General features: G+C 68.3%; 17 protein-coding genes. 6 read left to right on the plus strand and 11 right to left on the minus strand.

The annotated features are described in order from the left end of the window. Positions 1 to 233 precede the first annotated feature (233 nt). The 7 genes from ACRX5S_RS24190 to ACRX5S_RS24220 all read right to left on the minus strand — a co-directional run bounded on the left by ACRX5S_RS24190 (position 234) and on the right by ACRX5S_RS24220 (position 6,081). Positions 234 to 779: a hypothetical protein gene (locus tag ACRX5S_RS24190; protein ID WP_436775169.1), complete on the minus strand. Its 546-nt coding sequence runs from the start codon at positions 777 to 779 to the stop codon at positions 234 to 236. Positions 780 to 820: 41 nt separating this feature from the next. Next, positions 821 to 1,030, minus strand: a complete 210-nt coding sequence (locus ACRX5S_RS24195; protein ID WP_436775170.1) for a hypothetical protein — start codon at positions 1,028 to 1,030, stop codon at positions 821 to 823. A 104-nt stretch (positions 1,031 to 1,134) separates the two neighbouring features. Further along, on the minus strand, positions 1,135 to 1,827 hold the full coding sequence (locus ACRX5S_RS24200; RefSeq protein ID WP_436775171.1) for an SDR family NAD(P)-dependent oxidoreductase: 693 nt from the start codon (positions 1,825 to 1,827) through the stop codon (positions 1,135 to 1,137). Positions 1,828 to 2,035: 208 nt separating this feature from the next. Continuing rightward, positions 2,036 to 3,133 (minus strand): IS110 family transposase, encoded by a 1,098-nt coding sequence (locus ACRX5S_RS24205; protein ID WP_436775172.1) that lies wholly within the window; start codon positions 3,131 to 3,133, stop codon positions 2,036 to 2,038. Between the two features lie 229 nt (positions 3,134 to 3,362). Further along, on the minus strand, positions 3,363 to 4,313 hold the full coding sequence (locus ACRX5S_RS24210; RefSeq protein WP_436775173.1) for a TIGR03619 family F420-dependent LLM class oxidoreductase: 951 nt from the start codon (positions 4,311 to 4,313) through the stop codon (positions 3,363 to 3,365). A 116-nt stretch (positions 4,314 to 4,429) separates the two neighbouring features. After that, on the minus strand, positions 4,430 to 4,858 hold the full coding sequence (locus ACRX5S_RS24215) for a hypothetical protein (RefSeq protein ID WP_436775174.1): 429 nt from the start codon (positions 4,856 to 4,858) through the stop codon (positions 4,430 to 4,432). 332 nt (positions 4,859 to 5,190) lie between these two features. Then, positions 5,191 to 6,081 carry an IclR family transcriptional regulator gene (locus tag ACRX5S_RS24220; RefSeq protein ID WP_436775175.1) on the minus strand — a complete coding sequence of 297 codons (891 nt, stop codon included), beginning with the start codon at positions 6,079 to 6,081 and terminating at the stop codon, positions 5,191 to 5,193. Between the two features lie 145 nt (positions 6,082 to 6,226). Between ACRX5S_RS24220 and ACRX5S_RS24225 the strand changes: the two genes are divergently transcribed. The 5 genes from ACRX5S_RS24225 (at position 6,227) to ACRX5S_RS24245 (ending at position 10,691) form a co-directional block, all read left to right on the plus strand. After that, entirely contained in the window at positions 6,227 to 7,009 is a 783-nt protein-coding gene (locus ACRX5S_RS24225) for an SDR family oxidoreductase (protein ID WP_436775176.1), read from the plus strand. Positions 7,010 to 7,064: 55 nt separating this feature from the next. Next, a complete protein-coding gene (locus tag ACRX5S_RS24230) occupies positions 7,065 to 7,526 on the plus strand; it encodes a VOC family protein (protein WP_436775177.1) in 462 nt (153 codons plus the stop codon). Positions 7,527 to 7,828: 302 nt separating this feature from the next. Next, positions 7,829 to 8,344: a nuclear transport factor 2 family protein gene (locus ACRX5S_RS24235; protein WP_436775178.1), complete on the plus strand. Its 516-nt coding sequence runs from the start codon at positions 7,829 to 7,831 to the stop codon at positions 8,342 to 8,344. Beyond that, on the plus strand, positions 8,308 to 9,237 hold the full coding sequence (locus ACRX5S_RS24240; RefSeq protein WP_436775179.1) for a TIGR03619 family F420-dependent LLM class oxidoreductase: 930 nt from the start codon (positions 8,308 to 8,310) through the stop codon (positions 9,235 to 9,237). Before ACRX5S_RS24235 ends, ACRX5S_RS24240 begins: the two co-directional genes overlap by 37 nt. Before the next feature lie 452 nt (positions 9,238 to 9,689). Further along, positions 9,690 to 10,691 (plus strand): recombinase family protein, encoded by a 1,002-nt coding sequence (locus tag ACRX5S_RS24245; protein WP_436775180.1) that lies wholly within the window; start codon positions 9,690 to 9,692, stop codon positions 10,689 to 10,691. 488 nt (positions 10,692 to 11,179) lie between these two features. Here the strand turns inward: ACRX5S_RS24245 and ACRX5S_RS24250 are convergent, their stop codons facing one another. The 4 genes from ACRX5S_RS24250 to ACRX5S_RS24265 form a co-directional block, all read right to left on the minus strand. Continuing rightward, complete coding sequence (locus ACRX5S_RS24250) at positions 11,180 to 11,428, minus strand: hypothetical protein (protein ID WP_436775181.1); 249 nt, start codon at positions 11,426 to 11,428, stop codon at positions 11,180 to 11,182. A gap of 61 nt (positions 11,429 to 11,489) precedes the next feature. Next, positions 11,490 to 12,557 carry an integrase core domain-containing protein gene (locus ACRX5S_RS24255; protein ID WP_436775182.1) on the minus strand — a complete coding sequence of 356 codons (1,068 nt, stop codon included), beginning with the start codon at positions 12,555 to 12,557 and terminating at the stop codon, positions 11,490 to 11,492. Positions 12,558 to 13,238: 681 nt separating this feature from the next. After that, the gene (locus ACRX5S_RS24260) at positions 13,239 to 13,688 is read right to left on the minus strand and encodes an SUKH-3 domain-containing protein (protein ID WP_436775183.1); all 450 of its coding nucleotides are present in this window, start codon (positions 13,686 to 13,688) and stop codon (positions 13,239 to 13,241) included. A gap of 14 nt (positions 13,689 to 13,702) precedes the next feature. Then, a complete protein-coding gene (locus ACRX5S_RS24265; RefSeq protein WP_436775184.1) occupies positions 13,703 to 20,848 on the minus strand; it encodes an RHS repeat-associated core domain-containing protein in 7,146 nt (2,381 codons plus the stop codon). A gap of 733 nt (positions 20,849 to 21,581) precedes the next feature. Between ACRX5S_RS24265 and ACRX5S_RS24270 the strand changes: the two genes are divergently transcribed. Next, the gene (locus ACRX5S_RS24270; protein ID WP_436775185.1) at positions 21,582 to 26,441 is read left to right on the plus strand and encodes an FG-GAP-like repeat-containing protein; all 4,860 of its coding nucleotides are present in this window, start codon (positions 21,582 to 21,584) and stop codon (positions 26,439 to 26,441) included. The last annotated feature ends 139 nt before the right edge of the window (positions 26,442 to 26,580 follow it).

Consider the following 26,580-nt stretch of genomic DNA (forward strand, 5'->3'; position numbering starts at 1 on the left):
CCATTTTCGCCCCCCGAGCGGTGAATTGCCCATCAACCACGGCCGCTCCCTGCCCTGGCCCCGACGCCCCGAGGCCGCCGCGCTACTCGCGGCGCACGACGAACTGATGGTCGTGCTCGGCGTCCTGGCCGAACGCGAGGTCACCCGCGCCCGCATCCAGGCACACACACCGCCGCCTGCGTTGGACGCGACACACCTCGACGCGGTCGCCCGCGAACCACAAGCCTTCCCGGTCAAGGCTGTCCCACCGCCGACGCCACGCGACAACCGACAGCGTGCGGCCACCAGAGACGGGGCAGGGTCTCGCGGACGTCGCCGTGGCAGAAGAACAGCTGGGCCAGGAGCTGGGGTCCTCCGGCGCGGGTGCCGAGCGGCATGGGGGCGTTCTTCCCGGCCTCGTCCTCACCTGGGTGGGGTGTCCAGGATGCGGCGATCTCCAGAGCGGAGTCCTTCAGCAGCGCCGGGAGGTGTTCGGCGTCGAGGTCGGCAGCGAGGTCGGCGGCGGCGCGGCCGTCGCGGGCGTCGAACCACACGGCGACGAGGCCGTCGTAGCCGTGGTCGAGGGCGAGGGCGACGGGTACGGGGTCGTCGTCGCGGTAGGCGGCGCCGAGGTGGTCGTACAGGACGGTGTGGGCGTGGGTGCGCTCGGGGAAGCCGCGTCCGTTCTCGTAGAGCCACTTCACCTGGGGCCGGGACCAGTCGTCGAAGTGCTCGGTGTGGCGGTCCTGTTCGACCCAGTAGATCGCGACGTACGACCCGGCGTCGTACGGGGCGGCCACGGCGTGTTCGGCGGGGACGTCCTGCGGCCACCGCAGGTCCTTCAGGTCCGGGTTGCGACCCAGCGGCTGCCGGCGAACAGGTGCGGGCCGACCAGACAGCCCCCGTAGTAGTGGTCCCGCTCGTACCAGCGGTTGTAGGCGCGCTCGAAGCCGGGGTGGGGGTCGACGAGAGTGAGGAGCATGCTGCCCACCCTGACCGGATAGTCGTCGACCCCGCCGACGTCGAGCGGGGCGTAGTCGGCCTGGGTCATGGGATTCTCCTGTCTGCGCAAGCCTGTCGCCGAGCGCGCCTGTTGTTGCCTTTGGGCTGGTTGCGACCGGGTGTTCTCCCCAGGCCGTTCTCCTGGCTTGCGGTTCAGACTCCGTAGCCGCCGTCGACGTCGAGTTTCTGGCCGCTGATGAAGCCGGCGCGCTCGGAGGCGAGGAAGCACACCGCCTCGGCGATGTCGTCGGCGGTTCCGAACCGGCGCAGGGGGATGTTGTCGCGGGCGACCCGCTGGGCGTGGCGGTCGAGGTCGCCGCCGGCCATCAGGCGTGCGGCCATGCCGTCGGTGAGCATGCCGGGGCCAACGCAGTTGGCGCGGACGCCGTAGCGGCCTTCCTCGGCGGCGATGCCGCGCACGACCGCTTCGACGGCGCCCTTGGTGCACGACGACAGACCGTCACGGACGGGGAAACGGCTGGTGGCGGCGGTGGTGACCGCGACGAGGTTGCCGGCGGCCGCGCGAAGGTGCGGCAGTGCCGGGTGGACGAGGTTGAAGAAGGCGGCGGCGTCGCCGTCCAACTGCGCCCGGTACTGGGCGGGCGTGACCTTGCTGAGGTGGAGCATGGGCACGTGCGGCCCGGCGGCGTACACAACCGAGTGGACCCCACCGAATTCCTTCGCGGCCTGGTCGACGAATTCCGCCACCGCGTCGGCGTCGGTCAGGTCCACCTGCCACGCCCGCGCCTGCCACCCCAGCGCGGCGGCCTCTGCCACGATCGCGTCCGTGGTGTCCGGGCGACTGCGGTAGGTCAGCGCCAGGTCGGCCCCCCGCGCCGCGAACATCCGAGCGATCGCCGCGCCGATCCCCCCCCCCGGAGGCCCCGACCACCACCGCGGCACCCGTACGACCCGCGAAATCCCGCTCGACGGTCATCCCCATTCCCCTTGCTCGTTGGTCTTCGTTCCTTATGGGCGCCGGGTGGTGTCCTGCGGCCCCCGGCGACGGGACGCTCAGTTGCTGGGCGGTCGCCGCCGGATGCTCCTATGGACGTCAAGCGGCAGTGGTGAGGTCGGCTTGTGTGGCTTGTCCTGTTGGTGGGGCGGTTCGTGTGCTGGTGATGGCGCGGAAGACCTCGCGCGCGACGAATCGTTTGAGGCAGCGCATGATCTCTTTCTTGGAGAGTCCTTCGCGGGTGCGGCGTTCGACGTAGGCGCGGGTGCGCGGATGGTGGCGCATGCGGACCAGGACGATGGTGTGCAGGGCGTTGTTCGCGGCGCGGTCGCCGCCGCGGTTGAGGCGGTGGCGGTGGGTCCGGCCGGAGGACGCGGGGATCGGCGCGACGCCTGCGAGGTGGGCGAACGCGGCTTCGGAGCGCATGCGTTCGGGGTTGTCGCCGGCCGAGGCGAGCAGTTGCCCGGCGGTCTCGGGTCCGACGCCGAACAGCGCGAGCAGCCGCGGGGCGGCGTGCTGGACCAGCGGGCGGATCTCGGCGTCCAGCTCGGCGATCTCGGTGTCCAGTCCCTGGTGGCGGCGGGCGAGCCGGCGCAGGGCCGCCTTGGTCGCGGCGAGCGGCGAGGCAAGGTCGGTGCCGGTCCGCAGCCGGGCGAGGGTGGCTATGAGCGCGGCCCGGTGCAGACCCGCGACCTGCTCGCGGAGCGCGGCCGGTGCGGAGACCAGCAGGGCGCGGATCTGGTTGATCGCCTGGGTGCGGGCCTTGACTGCGCTGCGGCGGGCGCAGCGCAGCACCCGGACGGATTCGACGACGCCGTCGCGGGTCTTGGGGGTGCCGGTGGCGCGCCCCGACAGGACTGCGGTGGCGGCCGCGTAGGCGTCGATCGGGTCGGATTTGCCGTGCAGGCGGCGGGTCTTGCGGTCGGGGCGGTCCACGTCGACGACGGTGATGCCGGCGGCGGCCAGGACCTTGGCGAGTGCGGCGCCGTAGGCGCCGGTGCCCTCCACCCCGACCGCGGCGAGGTGGCCGTGGGTGCGCAGCCAGGCGAGCAGGGAGCGGTAGCCGCGGGCGGTGGCGGGGAACTCGCGGTCGGCCAGGTGCCGGCCGAGCGGGTCGATCAACGCGGCGTGGTGGGTGAGGCCGTGGGTGTCCACGCCGCCGGTGACCCCGGCGGCGTGGTGCGTCATGCTGGTCATGTCCGTCCTTGCTGCTTGTCCGAGCCCAGGGGCGGCACGCGCCGGTCGGGCAGGTGGACAAGACAGTGACGGGGCCTCTGGCCAGGCTCCTATGAGGTCACAGCCGCCTGTCCGGCCGCGTGCGCGGCAACGCCGCCGGCGGGTCGACAAATCCGAAACAGGACAGTCGAAACGTCAGTCAGTCGGCGGGTCACACCCACCAGCGGCATCACCACGAACATCATCACTGTCAGTCGTTCAACAAGGGTGCGACGTCGGTGTGCCAGGCGGACATCTGGTCCTGGAGTTCGCTCAGGGAGCGGTTGCGGAAGCGGACCTGGAGGTGGTTGACGCCGATCTCGCCCATGGCGCGCATGCGTTCGGCGATCTCCTCGGGCTTTCCGCTGACCACGGGGCCGTCGCCGAGGTCCCAGGTCGGGGTGCCGACGTGGACGGGCTCGGTGATGAAGCCGATGTCCAGTGCCTCGGGCAGGCCGTGCTCTTCGCGCAGCGCGCGGATGTAGGCGATGTCCTCGGTCATCTGCTCGCGCGGCGTGGCCTGCGGGATCCAGCCGTCGCCGCGCAGCGCGACCCGGCGCAGCGCCGGGCGGGCCTTGCCGCCGATCCAGATCGGGATCGACGGCTGCACCGGGCGCGGGCCGAGGCCCATGCCGCCGTCGCGGAACCGCTCGCCGGTCAGCTTGGGGAACTCGGCGTCGAAGGCGGCGCGGATGCCGTCGAGGGCTTCGTCGGTGATGGCGCCGCGCTGGTCGAACGGGACGCCCAGCGCGTCGAATTCGCCGCGCAGGTGGCCGGCACCCGCGCCGAGGACGATGCGGCCGTTCGACAGGTTGTCGAGCGTCATGAACGCCTTGGCGGTCATGAGCGGGTGGCGGTAGGCGGGGATGAAGACGTTCGACACCAGCCGCACGCTGCTGGTGAGGCCGGCGAGCATGCCGAGCGTGGCGACGCAGTCGTACCAGGTGGTGCTCATGTGGTCGGCTTCCGGGCCGGCCGGGACGCCGACGTGGTCGCAGACGCCGACGTAGAAGAAGCCGGTACGTTCGGCGTGCTGGGCGACGGCGACGATCGCGTCCACGCCGGCGTCGCGTTCCCACGGTTCGGCAGTGCTCTTGCTCTTGGTCTGCACGGGCAGTTGCATGCCGTAGACGAGACGGCCGGACGGGACGACGGGGGCCATGGTGTGAGGCTCCGTTCTCCAGGCGCGGCGGCTTGGGTGCGCCGCCGGGGTGGTGGGTCAGGACAGGTGTCGAAGCAGGGATCGGCGCGCGTGTCAGCGCAGCGATCAGGGCGGGGTCAGGGCAGGTATGTCTGGAAGATCTCGCCGAGTTCACCGTCGCCGTGGTCGGGCACGTTGTAGTAGGTGCGCAGCACCGCGGAGCCGTCGGGCTCGAAGCGGTAGGTCTCGATGCTGAGCACGACGGTCTTGCGGCCGTCGTCGGTGGTGAAGTGGTTCTCCATCACCCAGGCGACCTCGTTGCCGCAGACGAACAGGGTGCCGGGCTGGATGCGGAACCGCAGTTTCGGCTGGAACAGGTCGAACGGGTTCAGGCAGCACTCCTCGAAGCCGACCTTCTCGGGAGTGCCGACCGGGTCGAGCATGCGGAAGTCGCCGGGGGCGACCGCGCGCCAGTTGGCCTCGAAGGCGGCCTTGTCGCCGGCATTCCAGGTGGCCACGTACTGGTCGGCCCAGTGCAGCAGTTGCTCGGTGGTGGGAACAGGCATGGTGGTACTCCTTCGTGAGGATGAGGGCGTGTCGTTGGGCAGGCCGACCGTCGACAGTCCGTTGTCGGCGGGAGCGTGAGATGGGGTCCACCCCGGACGTGGGGGTGGCGGAACGGGGTGATCGCGCAGGCGTCGCGGGAAAGGCGGCGGGCGGGCGCCGGTTCCTGGGATCGTCCGGCGGAGGCAGGTCCGTGCACGGCTCTCGACCGGACGGGACCTGATGGTGCATCAGATTTACCGACCGGCCTCGCCGAGTCAAGACAAGTCTGAAGGGCGTGACGCAGGCCACGAGGATCTCCGCCGACCGGTTCGCGTAGGGGCCGGCGGGCGAGTCAGGGGGTCCGCCCGCCGAGGGCGGCCGAGGCGGCCCGGGTCGTCGCCATCAGTTCGGCCGCCCATTCCCGGCAGGTGCCGGCGCGTACCGCGGCGGTGTCGGCGAGCACGGTGAGGGTGTAGCGCTGGCTGCCCCGGCGGTCGCGGATGGGGGCGCTGAGGCACCATACGGCGATCTCCTCGTCGTCGGCGGGCAGTTCGGGCAGGTACTCCGACCAGTCCGCCGGGGGCAGATGGCCGATCATCTCCTCGACGACCGGCCTGGGGAGGTCGGAGGCCACCAGGTTGGCGAGCACGATGTTGGGCGTGGCCGCGCGGCCGATCCGCCGTTCGACCATGTATCCGCTGGCGCGGGCCGCCTTGATGAGTTCCCGGGTCGCGTCCTCCCCGGCACCGAGGGGCATCAGCGGCTCTCGGGCGAGCCACGCGTCGACGACGCGGTCGTCGGCCCAGGCGACATTGATGAGGCCGAGTGGCGGCGCGAACGGGAACCGGTTGCCCACGAGGTCGCGCTGATCTCCGGGGCCGGTCGTTCCGAGGCGGTCCACCACGATCAGGTGCTCCTCGTGTACCGACACCAGGACGCATGCCAGTCCGAGCCGTTCGTGCAGCCGCGCCATGTGCGGCCGGACGATGTCAAGCGACGCGAGGCCGGTTTCGGCGGCCCAGCCGACGCGCAGCAGAGCGGGGCCGAGCCCGTAGGACTTGGCGGCGTCGCGGGTCACGAATCCGGCGTCGGTCAGGACGCCGAGGATGCCCAGGCAGGTCGCCTTGGTCAGCCCGAGAGCCTCCGCCGCTCCGGTGAGGGTCCACCGCCGGTCCGGGTAGTCCGCGAACAGGTTGAGGACCTGCACCACCCGCTCCGTGGGCGGGGACTGACGCTCTGCCACGGCTGCTCCTTTCCGGAGATTCTCGCGAGGGTTCGTGTTTCTGGCTCTTGAGCCTGCGAGGAGTATGTGCTTACCTTCCCGCCATCTTGCAACACGGCGTTGCAGATTTGTACCACCGTCCCGCGGGGGACGGAAGGAGCCGCACGTGATCCTCGAAGGCAGAACCCTCGTCGTCTCCGGCACCGGACCGGGTCTCGGCCGCGAAATCGCCCTCGCCGCCGCCCGCGAGGGCGCCAACCTGGTGCTGGGTGCCCGGCGCGAGGCCAACCTGGTCAAGATCGCCGACGAGGTCGATCCGAGTGGCGGGAAGGTCGCCTGGGCGGTCACCGACATCACCGACCAAGAGCAGGTCGAGGCGCTCGCCGCGCTCGCCGCGGAAAGGTTCGGCACCATCGACGCGTTGGTCAACGTCGCCGCCCTCGACACGGTCGCCGGTGGCCTGGACACCCTGTCCTGGGACGACCTGCGCCGCGTGCTGGAGACCAACCTCGTCGGCTCGCTTGCTATGACCCGAGCGGCGATGCCGGCGCTGAAGGACGGCGGCGGCGCGGTCGTATTCGTCGGCACCCAGACCGAGATGAAGGTGTCCGCCGAGCACCCGCAGCTCGCCTACGCCGCCTCCAAAGCCGGGTTGCGGTCTGCGGCGAAGTACCTTGCGCACGAGTACGGCCCGCACCGCGTGCGCGTCAACACCGTCGCGCCGGGCTGGATGATGGGCCCGCCGGTCGAGAGCTACCTCGACTACATGGCCGCTGCCCTCGGCACCGACCGGGCAGCCGCCCTCGCCGAGTTGGAAGCCAAGATGGCCCTCCCCTACTTGGCCAGCGACGGTGACACCGCCGAGGCCGTCGTCTTCCTTGCGTCCGAGCGCGCCCGCGGCATCACCGGCCAGACCATCCTCGTCAACGCAGGCGAGCACATGCGCTGACCCCGGCCGTCCGGCCACCGACCGCGGGAAAACCCTGTACCGGAACGGAGTTTCCATGCCAACCCCGAACGTGGGCACCGAGACGAGCCACTTCGGCATCTGCGTGACCGACCTCGACAAGTCGCTGCACTTCTACTGCACCGGACTTGGCTTCGAGCCGTTCGCGACCTACCCGATCGGCAGCGAGTACGGCAAGGGACTCGAAGTCCCCGGCACGATCGACCTCACCGCCCAGTTCATCCGCAAGGGCGGCATGGTCATCGAGCTGCTGCACTTCCGCTCCCCGGAAGTCGAGGGCACGCCGTCGAACCGGCGCAACCGCGTGGGCCTCACCCACATCGCGTTCGTCGCCGAGGACGTCAACGCCACCGTCGCCCACCTGGTCGCCTGCGGCGGCACCGTCCTCGAACACACCCGCACTGTCGTCGACATGCCCGACGGCCGCCGCAACGAACTCGTTTTCCTCGAGGACCCCGACGGCGTCCGCGTCGAGATCGGCAACTCCCACGCCGGATAGGCGGATCCGGGACCGCCCGCGCAAACGGATCCGGGCGCCCGCGGTCCCGTGCCCGGCGCGGGGGAACCACGCCGTCCTCGCGCCGGAAACCCAACAGCACCCGGGACAACCCGAACCCAGGGGTGAGTACATGGACGTGACCGGCGCGGAACTGCGCGAGACGGTCGACTACATCGCGATACGGAGATTGCAGGACGCGTACGCCGACATCGTCACCCGGCGTGCTTGAGCGGCACTCGCCGACATCTTCCTGACCGGCACCCGGGTCGTCGTGGACACCCCGTGCCGGCGAGCCGGTCACCATGGAAGGCCCTGAAACCGTCGGGGCATTCATCGGCCGTGCGATCGAGCGCTTCGACCACTTCCAGTTCGTGAGCCTCGGCACTCGCATGGCTCTGCGCGACAAAGGGGACGACGCCGCCGCGACCGCCCGCATGTACATGAGCGAGATCCGCCACGACAAGGACAGCGGCCGCCAATCCACCGTCTACGGCGTCTACCACGACCGTTTCCAACGGGTCGACGGCTGCTGGCGGTTCGCCGACCGCCGCTACCACTCCCTCGCCCGCACCGGACCGGACATCGACGCGTTCCCGTTCCCCCGGCCAGACCAGCTCGCGCCCCCCGGCGTGACGCCGTCGGGCCCGCGCCCTTTCGACCGGCCCCTGGCGGAAAACGCAGACGCCAAACACCGCCAGCCGCACCGGCGGCGACCATGCCTGCTCGGCGGGCGCCTCTGCGAGAACTGCACACTCGTATACCGCACGAAAAGGTCGTACCGATGTCGCACCAACCGACCCGCCCCCAGCTCTCGATGAGCCTGACCACATTCGCCGCCGAAGACCCGGGCAACTGGGACGCGCTGTTCGAGCACGCCCGCCTCCTCGACCGGGTCGTCGTGTCCGACCACATCGCCTACGGCGACGACATCGAGGCCTACGGCCGCCCCGAAACCGGGGGCATCGCCGGAGGCAAGCAGCCCACCGGCCCCGACGGCCACTGGCTCGAACCGCTCACCGTCCTGACCGCGCTCAGCACGGTCACCACCCGCGTCCGCCTCGGCACCAACATCCTCCAAGCCGCGCTGCGCCGCCCCGTCGTCCTGGCCAAGACCGCCTCCACGCTCGACGTCCTCTCGCGTGGCCGCCTCGACCTGGGAGTCGGGGTGGGCTGGCAACGCGAGGAGTACGAGGCCGCGGGCCTGCCCTTCGACGGCCGCGGCCGCCTACTCGACCACACCCTCGAAGTCCTACGGACCCTGTGGCGCGAGCAACGGGCCAGCTACGACGGGCACGGACTCACGTTCGAGAACATCCACCAGATGCCCAAACCGACACAGCCCGGCGGCGTTCCCCTGTGGATCAGCGGCACCGTCAACCGCAACGTCGCCCGCCGCCTCGCACGCTTCGGCGACGGCTGGATCCCCTGGGGCCCCGCCGCGGCCGACATCGCCGACGGGATCGCCCGCATGCGCGAGGCCGTCGCCGCCGAGGGCCGCGACACCTGGGACATCCAGGTCGTCGGCACGCTGCGCACCGCCCTTGACGACAGCGGCAGGCCCGACATCAAGGCCACGCTGGAGACCGTTCCCGCCATGATCGAGGCCGGTGTCACCGACGTCCGCGTCACCTGGCCCCTGGTCGCGGACCCCAACGCCGCCGAGGAGAGCTTGTCCGCCCTCGTCCAAGCCTTTCACGCGACCACCCGCTGACTCCCATCGCGCCGTACCTCGGGTCATCCCCGCGAAGACACGCTTGCCATACCGGGCGACCTGACCATCTGGGACAACGGCCGCACGTTGCACAACGGCACTCAACGGCAGGCGCAGCGCCGAAGATCACCCAGATGGTCGGAGCGGCACGGAAACCCCATGAACGGCCTCGGCTGTCGTCGGCGGACCGGAGCCCCGCGATCGGACGCGGGTTGTGCGGCGCCTCTTCCGACCATGGACGAGGTCACTCGGTGCGGCGAAGCCGCCTCCGGTCCAGGCAGATGGTCGTACGGAGAAGCACGCTGCTCTGGCTTGAGTCAAAGGATCTGAACTGCCATGGCTGTCACGGAAGAAGCTCCCACGGGCGGGCCGCGCTGGCCTCTTGGGCTGCTGAGCGCCTGGACACCGTTCGCAAACACCGCACCCCTGTTCGCGCACTACGGCGTCCCCGTATGGCTGCCCGAACTCGGCGGCGAATCGACCCTGAGATCGCGGCACACGACGAACTGATGGTGCTCCTGGGCATCATCAGCAAACGCGAAGTCGTCCGCGCCCGCATGCGGGCGCGGACCTCCATGACCGTCCAAGCACGCGACCAAGGCAGCTACCTCGGCGGCCGACTGCCCTACGGCTACCGACTCGTCGACGCCGGACCACACCCGAACCGCGCCTGGGCCCGCTGCGGCGCCCGCGCCCAGCGCCTGGACATCGACCCGACGAACGGCCCCGTCGTCACCTGGATGTTCCAGCAACGTCTCGCCGGCCACAGCATGGCCCGCAACACCCGCGCACTCAACGACATGAAGATCCCCTGCCCGGCAGCCGCCGACCGCGAACGCAACCCCCACCGCACCGCCGAAGCATGGACGCTCACCTCCGTGCACGCTGTGCTGAGCAACCCCCGCTACACCGGACGACAGGTCTGGAACCGGCAACGCACCGACCACGAACTGATCGACCCGGACAACACCACCCTCGGACACCGCGACGTCATGCGCCGCAACACCCCCGACGAGTGGATCATCTCCGAGAAGCAGGCGCACCCTGCCCTGGTCAGCGAAGCCGACTTCGTCGCCGCACAGGCCATCCGCGCGGAGAAGAAGGCGGTCGGGCGGACGTACCAGCTCGCCGGACTCCTTCGCTGCGGCCACTGCAGCCGGCTCATGGAGTCCTGCTGGTCGAACGGCCGCGCCGCGTACCGCTACCGCCACGGACACTCCAGCGCAACGCCTCGGAACCCGCACCGGACGCCGAAAGCCTACCTCCGCGAGGACCAGGTCCTCGCCCACTTGCCGGCGCTCCATCTGATGCGCACCGGCGAAGAGGCGGCACCAGGCCGGGCGAGCGCACTCGCCCGTCTCCGTGCCGACGGCATCGGGCTGATCTACGACCAGACCAGCCGCACCGTGACCGCGAACACCGAACGGAAGGAGAGGATCGTTATCGGTCGATGACTCCCCGCGTCGACCGGCACCGGACACCGGTCAGCGCGCAACCGACAGCCAGAACCGAGAATAGGGAAGGTGACCGACAGAAGCAGACCCCCGGAAACGACGAACACCCGCCTCGGCCGAGGCCAAGCACGGGTGCCGATCGGTGCTGCCCTGGAACCGAGGTTTGTGGGGCAATTATGTGTCCGAGGGGTATCACGACCGTCATCTCCGGTCGGATCGGCGGCTTCGAACTCCCTTTGCCCGAAGGGTCCGACGCGGTATCTATCACCCTCGTTTCATGAATCAGAGTACTCCCGGAGCGGACGTATCGGAATCCCTCGAAGGAGTGGCGGAAGTCGGCGCTCTGCGGTGGCGTGTCCGCGTCATGTGGCGCGATGCGACGGCGGGTCGGAAACACCGAGGCCGACATGGTCGAGGCGGGCGATGAGGCTGGGATTACGGGCGTGTTCGTCCTCGGACACTTTCACTACGCACATAGACGGTGATGGTCAACCTTCGACCATCACCGTTCGCGTCTTGTCGTCGTAGTGCAGGTGCAGCCCCAGCAGCTCGTAGACCTCGTGCTTGGCGACTGGGTCGCCCTTCTTCAGGATTCCGAGCAGCCCGCCGAGGGATTCCACGAGTGCTCGGATCTCGTCCCCGTCCATCCGCCGGTCTGTAAGCTGGGCGAGCTGGACCTGAGCTGCGGTTTTCTCAGCCTGGACCTCGCGAATCCATGCCGCGATCAGCTCGGCCACGGTGCCCGCTTCCAGGGCCTGTGGTGGTCGAAAACTCGGCTACCGGCTCTGACCATAGGGTTCATACGGCTGACTGGTACTCGTTGAGGAGTCCTCCCAGGACTTGGCGACGGTGTATTCGGTCGAGCCGTGCCGGCAAGGCGAGCACGTTCGGGTCGTCGTCGGGAGCGCGCAGGTGCAGTCCGTCGCCTTGGTGGCTGCGTCCTGTGTTGTGGTGCTCGACGTAGGTGTGGAGGACCGAGCGCAGGTGGTGCTCGCCGGTGATGAGGAGCCGGTCCGTGCATTCGCGGCGGACCGAGGCGATCCAGCGTTCCGCGAACGCGTTCATCCTGGGTGCCTGCGGCGCGGTGGCCATGATGTTGACGCCGATCGACGCGAGTACGTCGTCGAAGGGGGCGGTGAACCCCACGTCCCGGTCGCGGATCAGGTGCGTGAACCGGTGTCCAGAGTCGTCGAGGTCGGCCGCCAACTCGCGGGTGGCTTGGACGGCCCACGGTCCGGTCGGATGCGCGGTGACGCCGAGCAGGTGGACCCGGCGGGTGCGCACCTCGATGACGAACGCGGCGTACAGGCGCTTCAGTGTCACGGCGTCGACGTGGAAGAAGTCGAGCGCGAGGAGGAGTCGGCCTGAGCGCGCAGGAAGGTGCGCCATGCGTCGTCCCGTCGTCCGGGCGGCGGGATCCGCCGGGCGCGCAGGATCCTGCGGATGGTGGATGCGGCCACCCGGTGGCCGAGGCGCCGCAGTTCGCCCTGGATGCGGACCACGCCCCAGGTCCGGTTCGGCCGCGAACCGGACAATGATCGCGATCACGGCGTCGGGGACCGGCGGCCGGCCCGGCGGGCGCGGCTGCCGCCACCGCGCGGCGACCAGCCGCCGGTGCCACCGCAGCAGCGTGCCCGGGGTGACGATCCGATGCGCACGCAGCACCTTCGGCAGCACCTGGGCCAGCGCGGCCAAGACCGCCCGGTCCGGCCACGACAGCCGGGGCTTCGGGCTCGTGCGGGGCAGGACCGCGACCTCATGTCGCAGCGCGAGTATCTCCGCGTCCTTCGACGCAGACGACCGCGCGAGCAGGGCCATCCACGAAAACACCTGGACGACGAGCCGATACGGCAACCGAGCAGCCACGGCCGAGATCATCAAGGACGACGAAACCCCAGGTCAAACCCAGTGGCCACGTTTTCGATCAGGACAGGGCCCGGCGCGCCGGGCGCGCGTTGATCCACCGATAGACCCCGGCGCCGAGACGCCCCGAATCCGGCACAGCCGCTGTACGCCCTACGTGTGGCGGTGTTCGGAGACGAACCTCCAGCGGCCGGTCACCGGCGGCCCGTCTCCCTGGCAGAATACGCGGCCGCCTTGCGGAGGATCTCCTTCTCGAGTTCCAACTCGCGGACCTGCTTGCGCAAACGGCGCAGTTCCTCGCGCTCGGCGAGGTCACCGGGCCATGACCGCCCGATTCCGCAGCTTGTGCGACCGCCGCGACCGACTTGCCAGACGACTCCAGCAGTGCAACCGCGTCCTTCTTGAACTCCCCCGAGTACTTGGGAGCTCCCAAATCGGGGGGAAGCCCAGCCCACACAGAACCCTCCTCAGCGTTCAGGACACACCGACCAGGACAGGCCACCCCCGACCAGACATATCGGGCGAAACCGCCCACCTCGTGACTTTGCCGAAGCCCTGCCCTCACGCCCATCCACGCGAACAGCCCGTCGGCAAGCTGACGGGCTGTCACGAAAGATCAAGGCCAAAGGTCGGCTTCCGCCTCGACGACATCGATTGATCGAGACCTCTCACGCCCCCAATCGATTAGATTTCCCCCGGTTCAGTCAGGTACTCCGGAGCAATTCCACGCACAAGTCCTTCCAAAGCCATGTGGGGCTGGCCGCATCGAGCCATGAAATTCACGATCACGTATACCTCGGACAGCTCATCGATTGCCAGGAAATACCTACCGCCGTCGATCGCGCCGATCGGAAAGAGCGAGCGTCCGATTCTTTCGCCCCAACCGATGTATCGATCGCTTTCTCCATCGGCGGCGGACGGGTCCAGGTCAAAAGGCTCCCGTGCGCAGGAGACACCTTGGCCGGAAACCGGGACGACCAGCCCACCAAACTCCGCAAGAAACCTCTCGGCGGCCGCGTGCATGACCAACCCCGACTCCTCGGCCAGCATCCGCCAGGCGGCGACGTCAACGTTACGCCCCGGATGCCAACCGGCCGCACGTAGCCAGTGCTCGGTCTCATTGGTGAACCCCACGACAACGCACCCAATCATGTCGTCCAGAACAGTCCAAACCGTTGTGAGAGAACCTCACAACTACGGCAAGCCTGCGCCGGTATGCCATGTCTGGGGTGATCCGTACTCGAGCGCACGACGAACGCGGCCGCCATGGAATTGGATGGACTCAGCCCGTCGTTCAAGGCCTGGGACAGGCACGCCGCGAGGCCACAGCGCCCATGCCCCCGTCCCCTCGCTCCCACGGGGACCGCGTCCAGCATCGACTGGACTAGCGGATGATGGGCAATGGGGGTGTCGCCTCGAATGCTCGGGCTGACATATGTCTGGCCGGTAGGCAGTTGGATGCCTTCCACAACCGATGCCCGCATCTCCTGCGGGCGCACGGTCGACTCGACGTCGGCTGCCTGTCGCGTTTCCCCCATAACAGAGCAGACAAGCGGATTCCCGGCGTTCGTGTTATGCACCAGCAGTGGAGCGCTGCCCGCCAGAACGTGGTAGGCGTGGATGTCTTCGATCGTGAGGTCGTAGGTTTGCTGCTGCTGGCGGAAGTACGTGGTCGCAGTGAGTTGGACCCAGGTGCCGCTGGAGGTTTGCAACCACTGGCCAGAGACGAGGTCTCCGGCCTCGACCCATTCCTTGAGGTCGGGGACCCAGAAGGGGTGGGTGGTGGTGGCAACGATGTTCGAGGTGGTCGGCTTGCCCTCGGTGTCGGTCGTGGCCACCGTGAGGTCGACGAAGTCTTTGTCGGTCTCGGTGACGATGATCCCGACAACAGGGCGGATCGTTGTGGTGTTCGTGTCTGTGTCGGTGGTGATGACTTGGTCGCCGAGTTGGATTTCCGACAGCTGCTTGTGGGAGCCATCGGCCATCAGCACGTAGGTGCCGGGCAGGAAGCTGTGGCACGTTGCGCCCGGTGAACTACCGGGCGCGTCCGCGTCGCCGGCGGCGTCTGCTTTTGCGGCGGCTGCGGCTTCTTCTTCGCTCTTTTTGGCTGCGGCTGCTGCGGCTGCGGCGTCGTCGTCTGCTTTTCTGGCTGCGGCCAGGTCTTCGTCGTACTTCCTGTTGTAGGCGGCCAGGTCATCCGCGTACCTGGCTTGGACTGCTGCGGCGTCGTCGGCTTGACGGACGATCCCGCGCGCCCAGGTGACCTGTTCGCCCCACTTCTCGATGGCGTTCTTGATCTTCTTGTACGCCTTGTAGATCTTCTTGGCCTTGCCGGCGAACCACATCGCGGCCTCAATGGCGAGCATCGCGCAGGATTTATAGCTCCCGCCGACACAGGACATGATGTCGTTGTAGCCGGACATGTCCTTGAGGACTTCCTTGGCGACCTGGGCCGCGTAGTCCATCTTGCTCTGGTTGGCGAGGAATCGTGCCCGGTCGAGGTCGGCCTGCGACGGTCCGGTGTTCTGGGGCGGGGCCGGGGGGTTGTATTTGCTTTCAACCTGCTGGACCCGGCTCGGGGTGTCGTCGCCGCCGCCTCGGCAGCGGTTCCCAACGGGACGGGCGCAGAGGCCGTCGGGGTCGCTGAGGGTGACCGGCGAGTTGTTGGCGTAGTTGTACGCCTGCATCGACTGGGGGTCGGTGTTGTCCATGATCGGGTCGACGGATAGGAACCGGCCGATGGTCGGGTCGTATTCGCGGGCGCCGAGGTGGACCAGGGACGTTGACTTGTCGATGGTGCCGCCGACGTAGCCCTGTTCGTTGGGCCAGACCGATGGCTGGGTGCCGCGTGCGTCGCCGAAGGGGGTGGACTTGCGGCGGGTGATGGCCTGGGTCGAAGCGTCGAGGGAGGTGTTGGCGGTCCCGTTGTGGTCGGCGAGCAGGTACGAGTTCTTGATGCTTCCGGTCTCGTTGCTGCGTACCAGGGCCGGACCTGCCGGGTGGCTGTAGGTGCGCGTGCCCGTGACCTTGTTGGTCGCCTTGGTGAGCTTGAGTTCGGTGCCCGGCAGGTACAGCGTCGTGGAGTCGGGGTCGCGGCGGATCAGTCGCGCGCCTGAGGCGTCGTAGATGAACTCCGTTGGCTTGCCGGCCGTGGTGGCCTTGTCGAGACGGCCTTCGGCGTTCCAATCCAGGATCTGGGTGTCTCCACCGACGGTCCGGGAGGTGGTGTTGCCCACCTCGTCGTACAGGAAGCTTTCGACGCGGGATCCGCCCGGGCCGGTGGTGGTCACCGAGGAGAGCTGGTGGGTCTTGGTGCCGGTCTGCGGGTACGCGTACGTCCGCGTCACATCTGCCGACGTGATGCCGGCCGGGTCGTGCTGGATCTCGGTGAGGCGGTTGCCGGTGGTGCCGTAGGTGTACGACGTCCAGTACGGGTTGGGGCCGCCGACCATCGGCTTGCCGCCGTTTGTACCGGTCGCCCCCGGCTGCGCCGCGCAGCTGTCCGTGGCGGACCATGCGTCGGTCATGCGCTGCACGTAGTCGTACACGAAGCATTGGGTGTCTGTGGTCGAGGCCGTGGGGTTGACGCCCTCGGCGTCGCTGATCTGGAGGATGTTGCCGGACTCGTCGTAGGTGTAGCGAATGTCGTTGATGCGCCCGGGTGCTGTGTCGCGGTCGTTTGTGACGCGGGTGGTGCGTCCCGAGTGTGCGTCGTATTCGTAGCTGGAGGTGATCTGCTTGCTCAGCGGCCCGGTTCGTGTGTATGAGACTTGACCGAGCGGGTTGTAGACCACTTCGGGTACGAACGTCGCGCCCGCGACCGTCATGAGAGTCGGCAGGTCGTAGCTGTCGTACTCGGTCGCGACGCGCTCGAACGTCAGCCCGCCGGCGGCCGGGTGGGAGACCCATGCCGGAAGGCCGGTGATGCCGTAGCCGCTGCCGAACTGGTACGTGCCCGCGAGTTTGCCCTCGATCGCCGGGATGGTGATTTTGGTGCCGGTGGGGCGGTACTCGGTGTCGTAGGCGGTCACTTCCTGCTTGTACTCGTTGCCGTTGACGAACCGGCTTGACGAGACCGGCAGTCCGATCGCGCCGGGCAGTGTGTCGTACGTCTGCTCCGTCAGCTTCGGTCCCTGCAACGTTCCCTCGTGGGTCGTCGTGGGTCGGCCGAGGATGTCGTACGCGTACGCGATGGTCTTGCCGCGGCCGTCGGTGGTGGTGAGCAGGCGGCTGCCCTTGTCGTACGTCTGCGTGGTCGTGCCGCGGTCGGGGTCGATCGTTTTGACCAGGCGGCCGCGCAGGTCGTACTCGTACGTCCATTCGAGGCCGGTGGGGTCGATGACCTTGCTCAGCTGACCGCGCCGGTCGTACTCGTAGCGCGTCTTGTCGAACTCCGTGCCGGTCGGCCCCTCGCCCTTGAACTGTTGGAGTTCGGTCTTGCGGCCGAGTGCGTCGACGTACGCCTTGGTCGGCGTCGTTCCCTTCGGCGGGTCGACCGCAATCCAGTCGCCGCCGTAGGTGGTCGTGGTGCGCCTCTGCTCGACACCGTCCTTGCGGGCCACCGTCGCGACGGGACGCCCGAGCCCGTCGTACTCGGTCACGGTCGAGGCCGGGACCTTGTTGTCCGCCGAGGCCCACAGCGCGCCGACCGGCCCCGAATCGCTGTTCCAGTGGGCGGCGTTCTCCTTCCAGATCTCGCCGCGCGTGTTGTAGAAGGTGTCGCTGATGATCCGGCCGTTACCGCCGTGCGCCGGCATCTGCGTCTGACGCAGGCGCAGCATGCCGTCGAAGATGTCGTACGAGGTGAAGTACTCGCCCTTGTTGTTCAGCTTCTTCGTGGTCGTGACGACCGGCCCGTCCGTGCGGACGGTGTAGCTGAACTCCGCGTCGGGGGACATGCTGTTGGGGTCGCGGTCCGGGGACCAGACCTTGGTCATACGGCCCAGCGCGTCGTACTGCATCACGGTCTTGCGGCCGTTGGTGTCGGTCTCCACGAGCGGCACGCCGCGCGCCGGGTCCACCTCGATCGTGGTCTTGTGGCCGAGGCTGTTGACAGACTCGATCTTGGCGACGATCTCGCCGGCGGCCGGGAAGTAGGTGTTCGTCGTGGTCACGCCGTAGATGTCGGTGGTGACCTTCGGGCGACCGTAGTTGTCGACGGTGACGGTGCCGTTCGACTCGTACTTGGGTGTGGTTCCCTCGTAGCGGTCGAGCGCGGCTCCGCCGGTCGAGTTCCCGACGGCGTCGTAGTACGCGAGTTGGTCGCTCACCACGTCGTCGGGACGGACCGCCGGCGCGTCGCACAGCTTCGCCACGGTCTCTACGCGACTGACGAGGTTGAGGATGTGCTTGTCGGCGATCGGCCCATACGTGATGCGCGTGCAACTGTCGTCCGCAGCGGTGGCCAGGTCGCCGAGGTTGTTGTTGGTCAGTTGCAGACCGCGGCTGTCGAAGGTGTTCTGTGTTTCGGTGCGACGCCAGCCACGGTTGTCCGAAAGGGCCGTCCGTGACGTCACCTTGACGGTCTGTTGGAACCGCGCTTCCTGGGGAGCCATGCCTTCGCGGGCCCGCGAGGCCGTCGGCTCCGAGAGCCAGGGGGTGAAGACTGTCGCGGACATCAGAGGTCCGCCGTCGCCGTTGTAGTACAGGGTCTCGCGTACCTGGCCGTTGAACAGTTCCGTGTCGCGGATCTTGCCGCCTTCGGAGTCGACGATCTCCACCGAGCGGGTGCCGCTCGGTTGCTTGTCGCCGTCCATACCGCGGAAGTAGAGGTTCTCCACCAGCGACGGGAGGTCCTCGTCGGGGTTGCCGGTGCGCGTGCGAATCCGCTCGTAGCCGCGCCACTGGCTCCATGTGCGCAGTTCCGGCTTGACGAGTTCGTTGTCGTCCTCGAACGCCCAGGCGGGGGTACCCACGTACTCGTAGTTGGTGACCTTGCTGGGCGAGTTGCCGTTGCGGTCCTCGTCGCGGATCTGGGTGACGACGTGCTTGTGGAACCAGTCGAGCTTGTAGGTCGGGGGCGCGTCCGGGTCCGACGGGTTCCTCAGCTCCTGCCGCACCGGGTAGCACCGCTTCCCGTTGCTCTCCGGCGCGGGCAGGTTCACCGGGGCCACGGTCGAGCACTCGGTCGGCAGGTAGGTGACCCCGATGGACTGGCCGGTCTCGGTGTGGATCGCGTCGATGCGGTACCGGAAGTACGGCGGCGACCCGTCGCCGTTGTTGTCCACCCTGTTCGGCAACTGCTTGCCCATGAACTGCACAGGAGGCATCGAAATGCCGGGGGTGGTGCCGTTCTTGCCGATCCGCTGGATCGACGCCAGCCACAGGGCCCGGTCGGAACCGTCACCTGCGGCGGGGAAGTCGTGGGTGAGGATCCAGGTGTCCACGTCGCGGACCTGGCCGCCGACCCGGATGCGGGTGGTGATGTCCACCAGGCGCTTGCGCGACCAGAACGTCGGCGCGTAGCGGTCCTTGCAGTTCTCGCCGACGTTGCAGTTCTGGTCGAACGGGACATCGGGCCAGTTCTTGGCGGTGTCCTTGTTCAGCGCCTCCGGCGCGCAGTTCACCCCGGCGAGCGGCAGGCAGCGCTCGGTGACGGTGAAGTCCACCCAGGCCGGAGCCGCGGCGTACAGGTTGTCGGAGCGCAGGCCGTATTCACTGCGCGTCAGCCAACCTCCGCGCACGTACTGCCGGTTCGTGGACGTGCCGTCGGTCTGGACGTTGCTGCCGTACGAGTTCAGCTCGGTCTCGTAGTAGTGCGACATCGCGTTGCCGCGCGGGTCGACTACCAGGTCGAGATTCCAGCGGTAGACCTGGTCGCAGAACGAGTTCGCGAACGACGTGTTGTAGCAGTCCTCGCCGGGGTGGTTGCCGACGACCGGCATGGTCCACGCGGACTTGGTCACCGGTTTCCCGGCGGCCCAGCCCGGGAGCTGGTTCTGGCCGAAGTAGTACTTGGTGCCGTCCATCGTGGTGACGACCCAGTACTCCCCTTCCTTGTCGCCGTTGGGGGCGCCGCGCAGGAGTTCGACCGTGGACCCGTCGTCCGACTGCGGACGCCAGACGCGGTTGTTCGGGTCGTCGTTGAGCACGAGCTGCGTGGAGCCGCCGTTGAGCGACATGGCCACGACGGGCGGCCCCTGGCAGACGTCACCGGTGTCGGCCTCGGGGTTGTTGAAGCCGGATCCGGGCTTCTTGTCGTCAGCGCAGGACGGGAAGGTGCGCTCGATGTAGCTCCCGCCCATGTCCCAGCCGTCGCCGACCCAGGACGTCTGCGCCTGTGAGGCCGATGTGCGGCCGTCCACGCTCGACGAGGAGTAGCCGAGCGCGAGGTTCGGGCCAGGCCCGCCGAGCGAGGTCGGGAGTTCCAGCGGATACGACCAGGAGAAGTCGCCTGCGGGGCCGCCGCCTTGCCAACTGCCGGACGGGGCAAGGGTGGTGGCCTTGTAGTCGCCCTTGGGGCCCTCGGAAGCGGCGACGGCGGCCAGCACGATGCCGCCGGTCGGCGCAACGGCCGCTGCGCGGTCCTGGGTGCCGGTCGGGCTGGCACCCGCCGCGTCGATCTTCGCGGTCAGCGTGGAGGCCGCCGCGTCGTTGCGGAACTGTACGGGTGTCTGCGTCCGGCACTCGGGACGCTCCGGCGTGGTCAGCGCGCACGCGGGCAGTCCGACGAACTGGAGCCGGGAGGACCAGTCTCCGCCGTACATGCCCTTGAAGGACGAGTAGTCCAATTCGACCGTGACGGGGGTCGATGTCGGCGTCCCGTCGACGCGTTTGACGCCGAGGACGACGCCGTCGACGCCGACGCGCTGGGCTGCGGCACGGTCTCCGATGTCGACGCGCAGCTTCGACGCCGTGTTCGCGGCGTCCGCCCCGGAGGCGTTCGCCGACGTCGCCGTTGTCCCCGTCGAAGGTGCAGCGTCCCCGTTGAGGGAGACCTTCACGGGGAGACTTCCGACCTTGACCTGTGTGCCCGGCGCGGGCGCGGGGCGGTCCGCCTCCTGGGCCCGGGCACCGGACGTCGGCGGGACGGTCGTCGCGAGATCAACCTCGCCCGAACCCGCCGCGGGCCACACCGAGTTCGGCGCTCCCGTCCATGTGTTGCGTAGTGATTCACCCGGCGGTGGCGCTGGTTTCGACGTGACCGGCGCACCGGGCACCGACGGTGTCTCCTGCACATTCGGCTTCACAGGAGTGTTCTGCGGCCCGGCTGCCGCGGCGTCCAGGGTTATCAGGCCGGACAGCACCATCGCGCCCGCGACCGCCAGCGAGACCTTGCGCGGCAACGGTCTCACCGGAGAACGGAACTGCCCCTCGGACAGGCCTCGCCCGAGAAATCCCCACCCGACAACGCCCACCGAAACCCCCAAGATCCAAAGTGGCCGCCGCAACATATCAGCGTCTGGCGACGTCGCGAAAGAGTCGAATGCATGAGTCGACAAGGTGCGCTTGAAATGCGCCACATGCGAGCAGCCCATGTAAGGGCGAAGCAAATAGGTGGCAATGTCCGACTTCAATCCATCTTGTCGTTTGCTCGCCTGCCTCGCTCCTGAGCTGGTAAAAGTCTCCAACCACGGATGTCGGTGCGCGCCGAGAGCGTCGCCGGCGGTGTTTGTCGACAGTAAAGGCCGAAGCCTCGACGGCGAACCGGCATCCATCCCCGGAGCGAAGGAAGAACCATTGAACATTCCTCACCGGCGCGCCACACCACGGCGCCCGATAGGCCAAAGAGTGGCGGTCATGGGGGTTTCCGTCGCAATTGCCGCGACTTCGGTCTCCCTGACCGCGATACCCGCACACGCAGCAGGAGGAGCCGACCCGGCCAACACAACCCCGAGTTCCTCGCCCGCCCAGATAACTGCATCCGATCAGGCGAAGGATTCCGGACAACCCGTTGAAGTCATTGCCGACCGAACCGAGGACACCAAGACCTACGCGAATCCTGATGGCAGTTTCACGCGCGACCAATTCCTGAATCCGGTCCATGTACGGCAGAACGGGCGATTCGTCGATGCCGACGACACCCTGGTGACCGAAAATGACGGCTCCGTCCGGCCGAAAGCCACCCGGGCGAACCTGCGCCTGTCGGGCGGCGGCGACAGCATGCCGCTGGCCACATTGTCCAAGGACGGGCGCGAAATCGCCCTCACTTGGTCGGGCGGGCTTCCCCAGCCGGTCCTGCAAGGCGACACCGCCACCTACCCCGAGGTCCTCCCCGGCGTCGACCTCAAGGTGATCGCCGACGTCGACTCCTTCTCCCACGTGTTGGTGGTCAAGAACGCCGAGGCGGCCAAGAACCCCGCGCTCGCGAAACTCACCTTCGGGCTCACGGGCAAGGGCGTCGAGGTCAAGAGCTCCCCGGACGGCACACTCACTGCGGTGAACCCCGCCGGCCAGACCGTGTTCGAGGCACCTCCGCCGAAGATGTGGGACAGCACGGGTACCGGGCTTGCGGGCGCCGTCCAGGAGAGCGCTCCGATTCCAACGTCGACCGGCCAGTCCGCCGTAGCAGCCGACTCCGACCCGGAACCCGGACCGGTCAACTCGCAGCCGCCCGTCGATCCCATCGAAGGCGCGGCAGACGGCGCGAAGCAAGCCGATCTCACGGTCGCACTCCGCGGTGAATCACTGGAGTTGACCACGGACCAGGCGCTCCTCACCGCGCCCGACACGGTGTTCCCGGTGGTCATCGACCCCGAATGGCGGGACGACTACAAGAACGCGTACTCCATCGCGTACAAGCACAACGCCTTCCCGAGCTCGTCCACCACGCCGTACTGGAACGGTGGGACGCTCAGCAAGGAAGCCCGAGTGGGCTGTGCCAAGGACGCCGCCAATGGCAACCAGGTCGTCTGCGCCAACACGTTCTTCAAGATCGACGTCCGCAACCTGTGGGACAAGCACATCCTGTCCTCCACCCTGCGTATCCAGCAGAAGTACGCCGGCTCCTGGGACTGCAAGTCCGGTGCCGTCGAAGTGTGGGGCAGCGACGTCCCCACACCGGCGAACACCTGGGCCAACCAGCCGACGGTCTACACGCGCCTCGACAGCTCGAACGTGTCCTTCGGCGGTCGCAACTGCCCCACGGCATCCGGTGACCAACTCATCGAAATGAACGTCACCTCGGCGATCGCGCAGGGCGCACGCGAGCGCTGGACGAACGGCTGGGGATTCCGCCTGAACTCCGCCACCAACACCGTCGACGTCTCCTGGCGCAAATTCGATCCCGCCACAGCACGGATCTCCACCAACTTCAACACCCCGCCTCTCACGCCCTGGGAACGTTCCACGGATCCCTATGTCCCGTGTGCGGGCGGCACGTTCGGCTTGACCGACCACGTCACCCTGCGCGCCCGCGTCAGCGACGCCGAGACCAATCAGGTCACCGGTGTCTTCCACTACTGGAAGAAGGGCAACTACGCGCCCGTCGAACGCCGCCAGGCGGCCGTGAGCGGCAACGCCGCCGGCGTTCGCATCGCCTCGGCCGATCTCCAGAGCGGCACGTACGTCTGGGACGTCGCCGCTTTCGACGGCACCTCCTGGTCGGCTTGGGCCGGTCAGTGCGAGTTCACCATCGACAAGGACCGTCCCAGCAAACGACCGACCGTCACCTCGCCGCAGTTCCCCAACGGTGACGGCGGCACGCAGGGCCAACCCGCCCGAACGCTCGGCAGCTTCACCTTCGGCGCCAACGGTGTAGGTGATGTCACCCGCTACGAGTGGTACACGGACACCGACACCAAGGTCCGCTCGGTCAACGCAAGCGGCGCGGGCGGCCCGGCGACCATCTCGTACAAGCCGTTGAACGCGGGCCCGCTCCGCATGTACGTCACGAGTTTCGACGGCGCGGGCAACCGCTCCGACACCACCGCCTACCTGTTCTACGCGACACGTTCGGCCGCACGGGACCTGCCCGGTGACCTGAACGGCGACGGGAACACCGACATGTGGGCCGTCGAAAAGGACAGCGGTCAGCTCAAGTTCCATCCCGGGCAAGGCAACGGCGGCTTCGGTATCGGCCAGGACGCGTCCTCGGAGACCTATGCCGGTGCCAGCATCACCTACCGGGGAGACCTCGGCGAGGACGGCTACCAGGACCTGATGGTCCTGCGACGCGGCACCGACGGCACCAAGTCGCTGTACGCCTACACCAACCGAGGCGACGGAGTCCTCAAGGCCTCCGACACCAGCACCTATGCGATGAAGGTGTACGACGCCCCGAACCAGAAGTGGTCCAACGCTGACCAGGTCCTCTCACTCGGCAGCGTGAACGACGACGTCAGCGATCCCCCGAGTTCCGAGGGACAGATCGACGACTGGGACTACGCCGACTTCCTCGTCCGCACGGGCGACGAACTGTGGCTGTACCAGGGCGCAAAGAGTGCATACCTCGACGAGTACGGCGGACCGACCCTCGTCGGTGACGCCGTCTGGGCGCAGACGACACTGATGACCCCCGGCGACACCAACGGCGACTCGCTCCCCGAACTCTGGGTACGCGAGGACGGCACAGGCAAGGTGTTCGAGTACAAGAGCCGCAAGGACGACTACGGCAACCTGGATCCGTCCGCGTACGGCGACCCGACCAACAAGGTCCAGATCGCCTCCGGCATCACCAAGACCGCGTACCCGCACCTCACCACCGACGGGGACATCGAGAACGCCGCCGCCGGGACGCGCTACCCCGACCTGTGGGGCACCGATCCGCAGGGCCGGATCATGGAGTTCCCGGGCCAGGCGCTCAGCGGCGGCTCCGCCTTCGGCGCACCGCGCATGATCGTGACCAGCACCCGCAGCTGGAGCGACTGCCAGACCGTCAGCGGCCAGAGCCTCTGCGGTCCGGTGCTGACGAAATTCCTCGCCATGGGCGGAACCACGACGTTCGGCACGCCTGTCACGAGCACGCTGGTCGCCGGCGACGGGCTCGGCCGCTACGCGTCCTTCAGCACGGGCATCACCATCTTCTGGGGACCGGACACCGGCGTCTGGGCGGTCGGTGGCGCCATCCGCGACAGGTGGGCGGCGCTCGACTGGGAGCGCGGCCCGCTCGGCTACCCCACGTCCGACGAGTACGACACCCCAGACCGGTCCGGCCGCTACAACACCTTCTCCAGGGCCGCGATCTACTGGCATCCAACCTTCGGCGCCCACGCGATCTACGGCGCCATCCACACCAAGTACCGTGAGGCCGGCGGCTTCGCGAAGCTCGGCTACCCGGTCACCGACGAGCAGAGCACACCGGACAACATCGGGCGCTTCAACCACTTCCGGCGTCCTCTCGACAGCGCCGACACCGGCTCGATCTACTGGACCCAGGCCATCGGAGCCAAGATCATCACAGGGCCGGTGCGCGCCTACTGGGCGGCGAACGGCTGGGAGACCGGGCCGCTCGGCTACCCGCACTCCGACACCTACGGCCTCGGTGACGGCGTAGGCCAGGTCAGCTACTTCGCCTACTCCGGCGTCTACTGGACCCAGGCCACAGGAGCGCACCGCGTCTTCGGGAACATCTTCGCCAAGTACCTCGAAGGCGGCGGCCCCAGCGCCTACGGATACCCGACCACCGACGAAACGGGCACACCCGACGGTGTGGGCCGGTACAACGTGTTCTCGAGCAACACCTCGATCTACTGGTCCCCCAACACCGGCGCGCACGCGGTCGGCGGCGCGATTCGCGACCGCTGGGCCCAGTTGGGCTGGGAAGCGGGCAGCTTCGGATACCCCACATCGGACGAGTTCCAGGTCGCCGGCGGAGCCCGCTCGGACTTCCAAGGCGGCTACATCCGGTGGACGGCATCCACGAACACCGCTGAAGGTCACACCTACAGCGGCGGCGAGACCTCGGCCGCGCACATCACCGTCACCGGCGACTTCAACGGCGACCAACGCGCCGACCTCGCCACCGTCCACGACTACAAGGGCGGCTCCGCCGCCCTGTGGACCAGCCTCACCAGCAGTACCGGAGGCGCAGTCGCACCGTTCGAGTCCTGGAAGGTCGGCCCCGACAACTGGTGGATCACCAGCGCCAAATGGGTCGCCGGCGACTTCAACAACGACGGACGCGACGACATCGCCGCCCTCTACAGGTACGGCACCGGACGCGTGAAGCTCCACACCTTCACCGCCCGCACCAACGGCGGATTCAACAACCCCGTCGGCGGCTGGGAACAGGCCACCGGCTGGGACTGGGCCCGCACCACCCTCATGGCCGGCAACGCCGACGGAACCGGCGCCGACGAACTCGTCGCCGTCCAAGGCACCGCCGACGGCCGCTACGCCATCCACACCTTCACCGCCACCGCCACCGGCGCCTTCAACCCGCCGATCAAGGGCTACGAGGAGACCAACACCGGCTGGTGGTACACCGACCACTCCCACTTCGCCCTCGGCGACGCCAACAAGGACGGACGCGCCGACATCATCGGCGCCCACGTCTACGACGACCACACGCTGAAGACCTTCACCTCACTCGCCGGCACCGACGGCACCTACCCCCGCCTCACCCTCGGCGGATGGACCAGCGGCGCGAACGCCTGGTGGCACAACGTCATGCAGACCACCGCAGGCGACACCAACGGCGACGGAAACAGCGATCTCGTCGTCATGTACGACTACGGCAACGGCGACATGGGCCTGTGGACCTTCGCAGCCGACACGAACGGCAACCTCACCGCCCCCACCGCCAGCATCCGCACCGGCCCCAACCAGTACTGGGCCGAACGGTCCGTCCCCCACACCGGCGACACCAACGCCGACGGACGCGACGACCTGATCACCCTCTACCGTTACAACGACGGAGGATTCTCCCGCTTCGTCTACACCGCCCAAACCAGCGGCGGATTCAACCCGAAGGTCAGCACCTGGAGCGCCGCCCCCGGATACTGGTGACCACCCCCCCAGCCCGAACGGCGATGAACTGACAAGCAACACAACGGGCGTGGGGGGGGGGGGGGGGGGGGGGGGGGGGGGGGGGGGGGGGGGGGGGGGGGGGGGGNCTGGTGACCACCCCCCCAGCCCGAACGGCGAT

It is taken from the genome of Yinghuangia sp. YIM S09857 (assembly GCF_051388915.1).
Lineage (GTDB): Bacteria > Actinomycetota > Actinomycetes > Streptomycetales > Streptomycetaceae > Yinghuangia.

Excerpts from the sequence above, each read along its gene's own strand:
- ACRX5S_RS24245 (WP_436775180.1), top strand. The coding sequence starts at position 9,690 with ATGGCTGCCCGAACTCGGCGGCGAATCGACCCTGAGATCGCGGCACAC.
- ACRX5S_RS24240 (WP_436775179.1), top strand. The coding sequence starts at position 8,308 with ATGTCGCACCAACCGACCCGCCCCCAGCTCTCGATGAGCCTGACCACA.
- ACRX5S_RS24215 (WP_436775174.1), bottom strand. The coding sequence starts at position 4,858 with ATGCCTGTTCCCACCACCGAGCAACTGCTGCACTGGGCCGACCAGTAC.
- ACRX5S_RS24210 (WP_436775173.1), bottom strand. The coding sequence starts at position 4,313 with ATGGCCCCCGTCGTCCCGTCCGGCCGTCTCGTCTACGGCATGCAACTG.
- ACRX5S_RS24235 (WP_436775178.1), top strand. The coding sequence starts at position 7,829 with ATGGAAGGCCCTGAAACCGTCGGGGCATTCATCGGCCGTGCGATCGAG.
- ACRX5S_RS24200 (WP_436775171.1), bottom strand. The coding sequence starts at position 1,827 with ATGTTCGCGGCGCGGGGGGCCGACCTGGCGCTGACCTACCGCAGTCGC.
- ACRX5S_RS24205 (WP_436775172.1), bottom strand. The coding sequence starts at position 3,133 with ATGACCAGCATGACGCACCACGCCGCCGGGGTCACCGGCGGCGTGGAC.
- ACRX5S_RS24230 (WP_436775177.1), top strand. The coding sequence starts at position 7,065 with ATGCCAACCCCGAACGTGGGCACCGAGACGAGCCACTTCGGCATCTGC.
- ACRX5S_RS24195 (WP_436775170.1), bottom strand. The coding sequence starts at position 1,030 with ATGACCCAGGCCGACTACGCCCCGCTCGACGTCGGCGGGGTCGACGAC.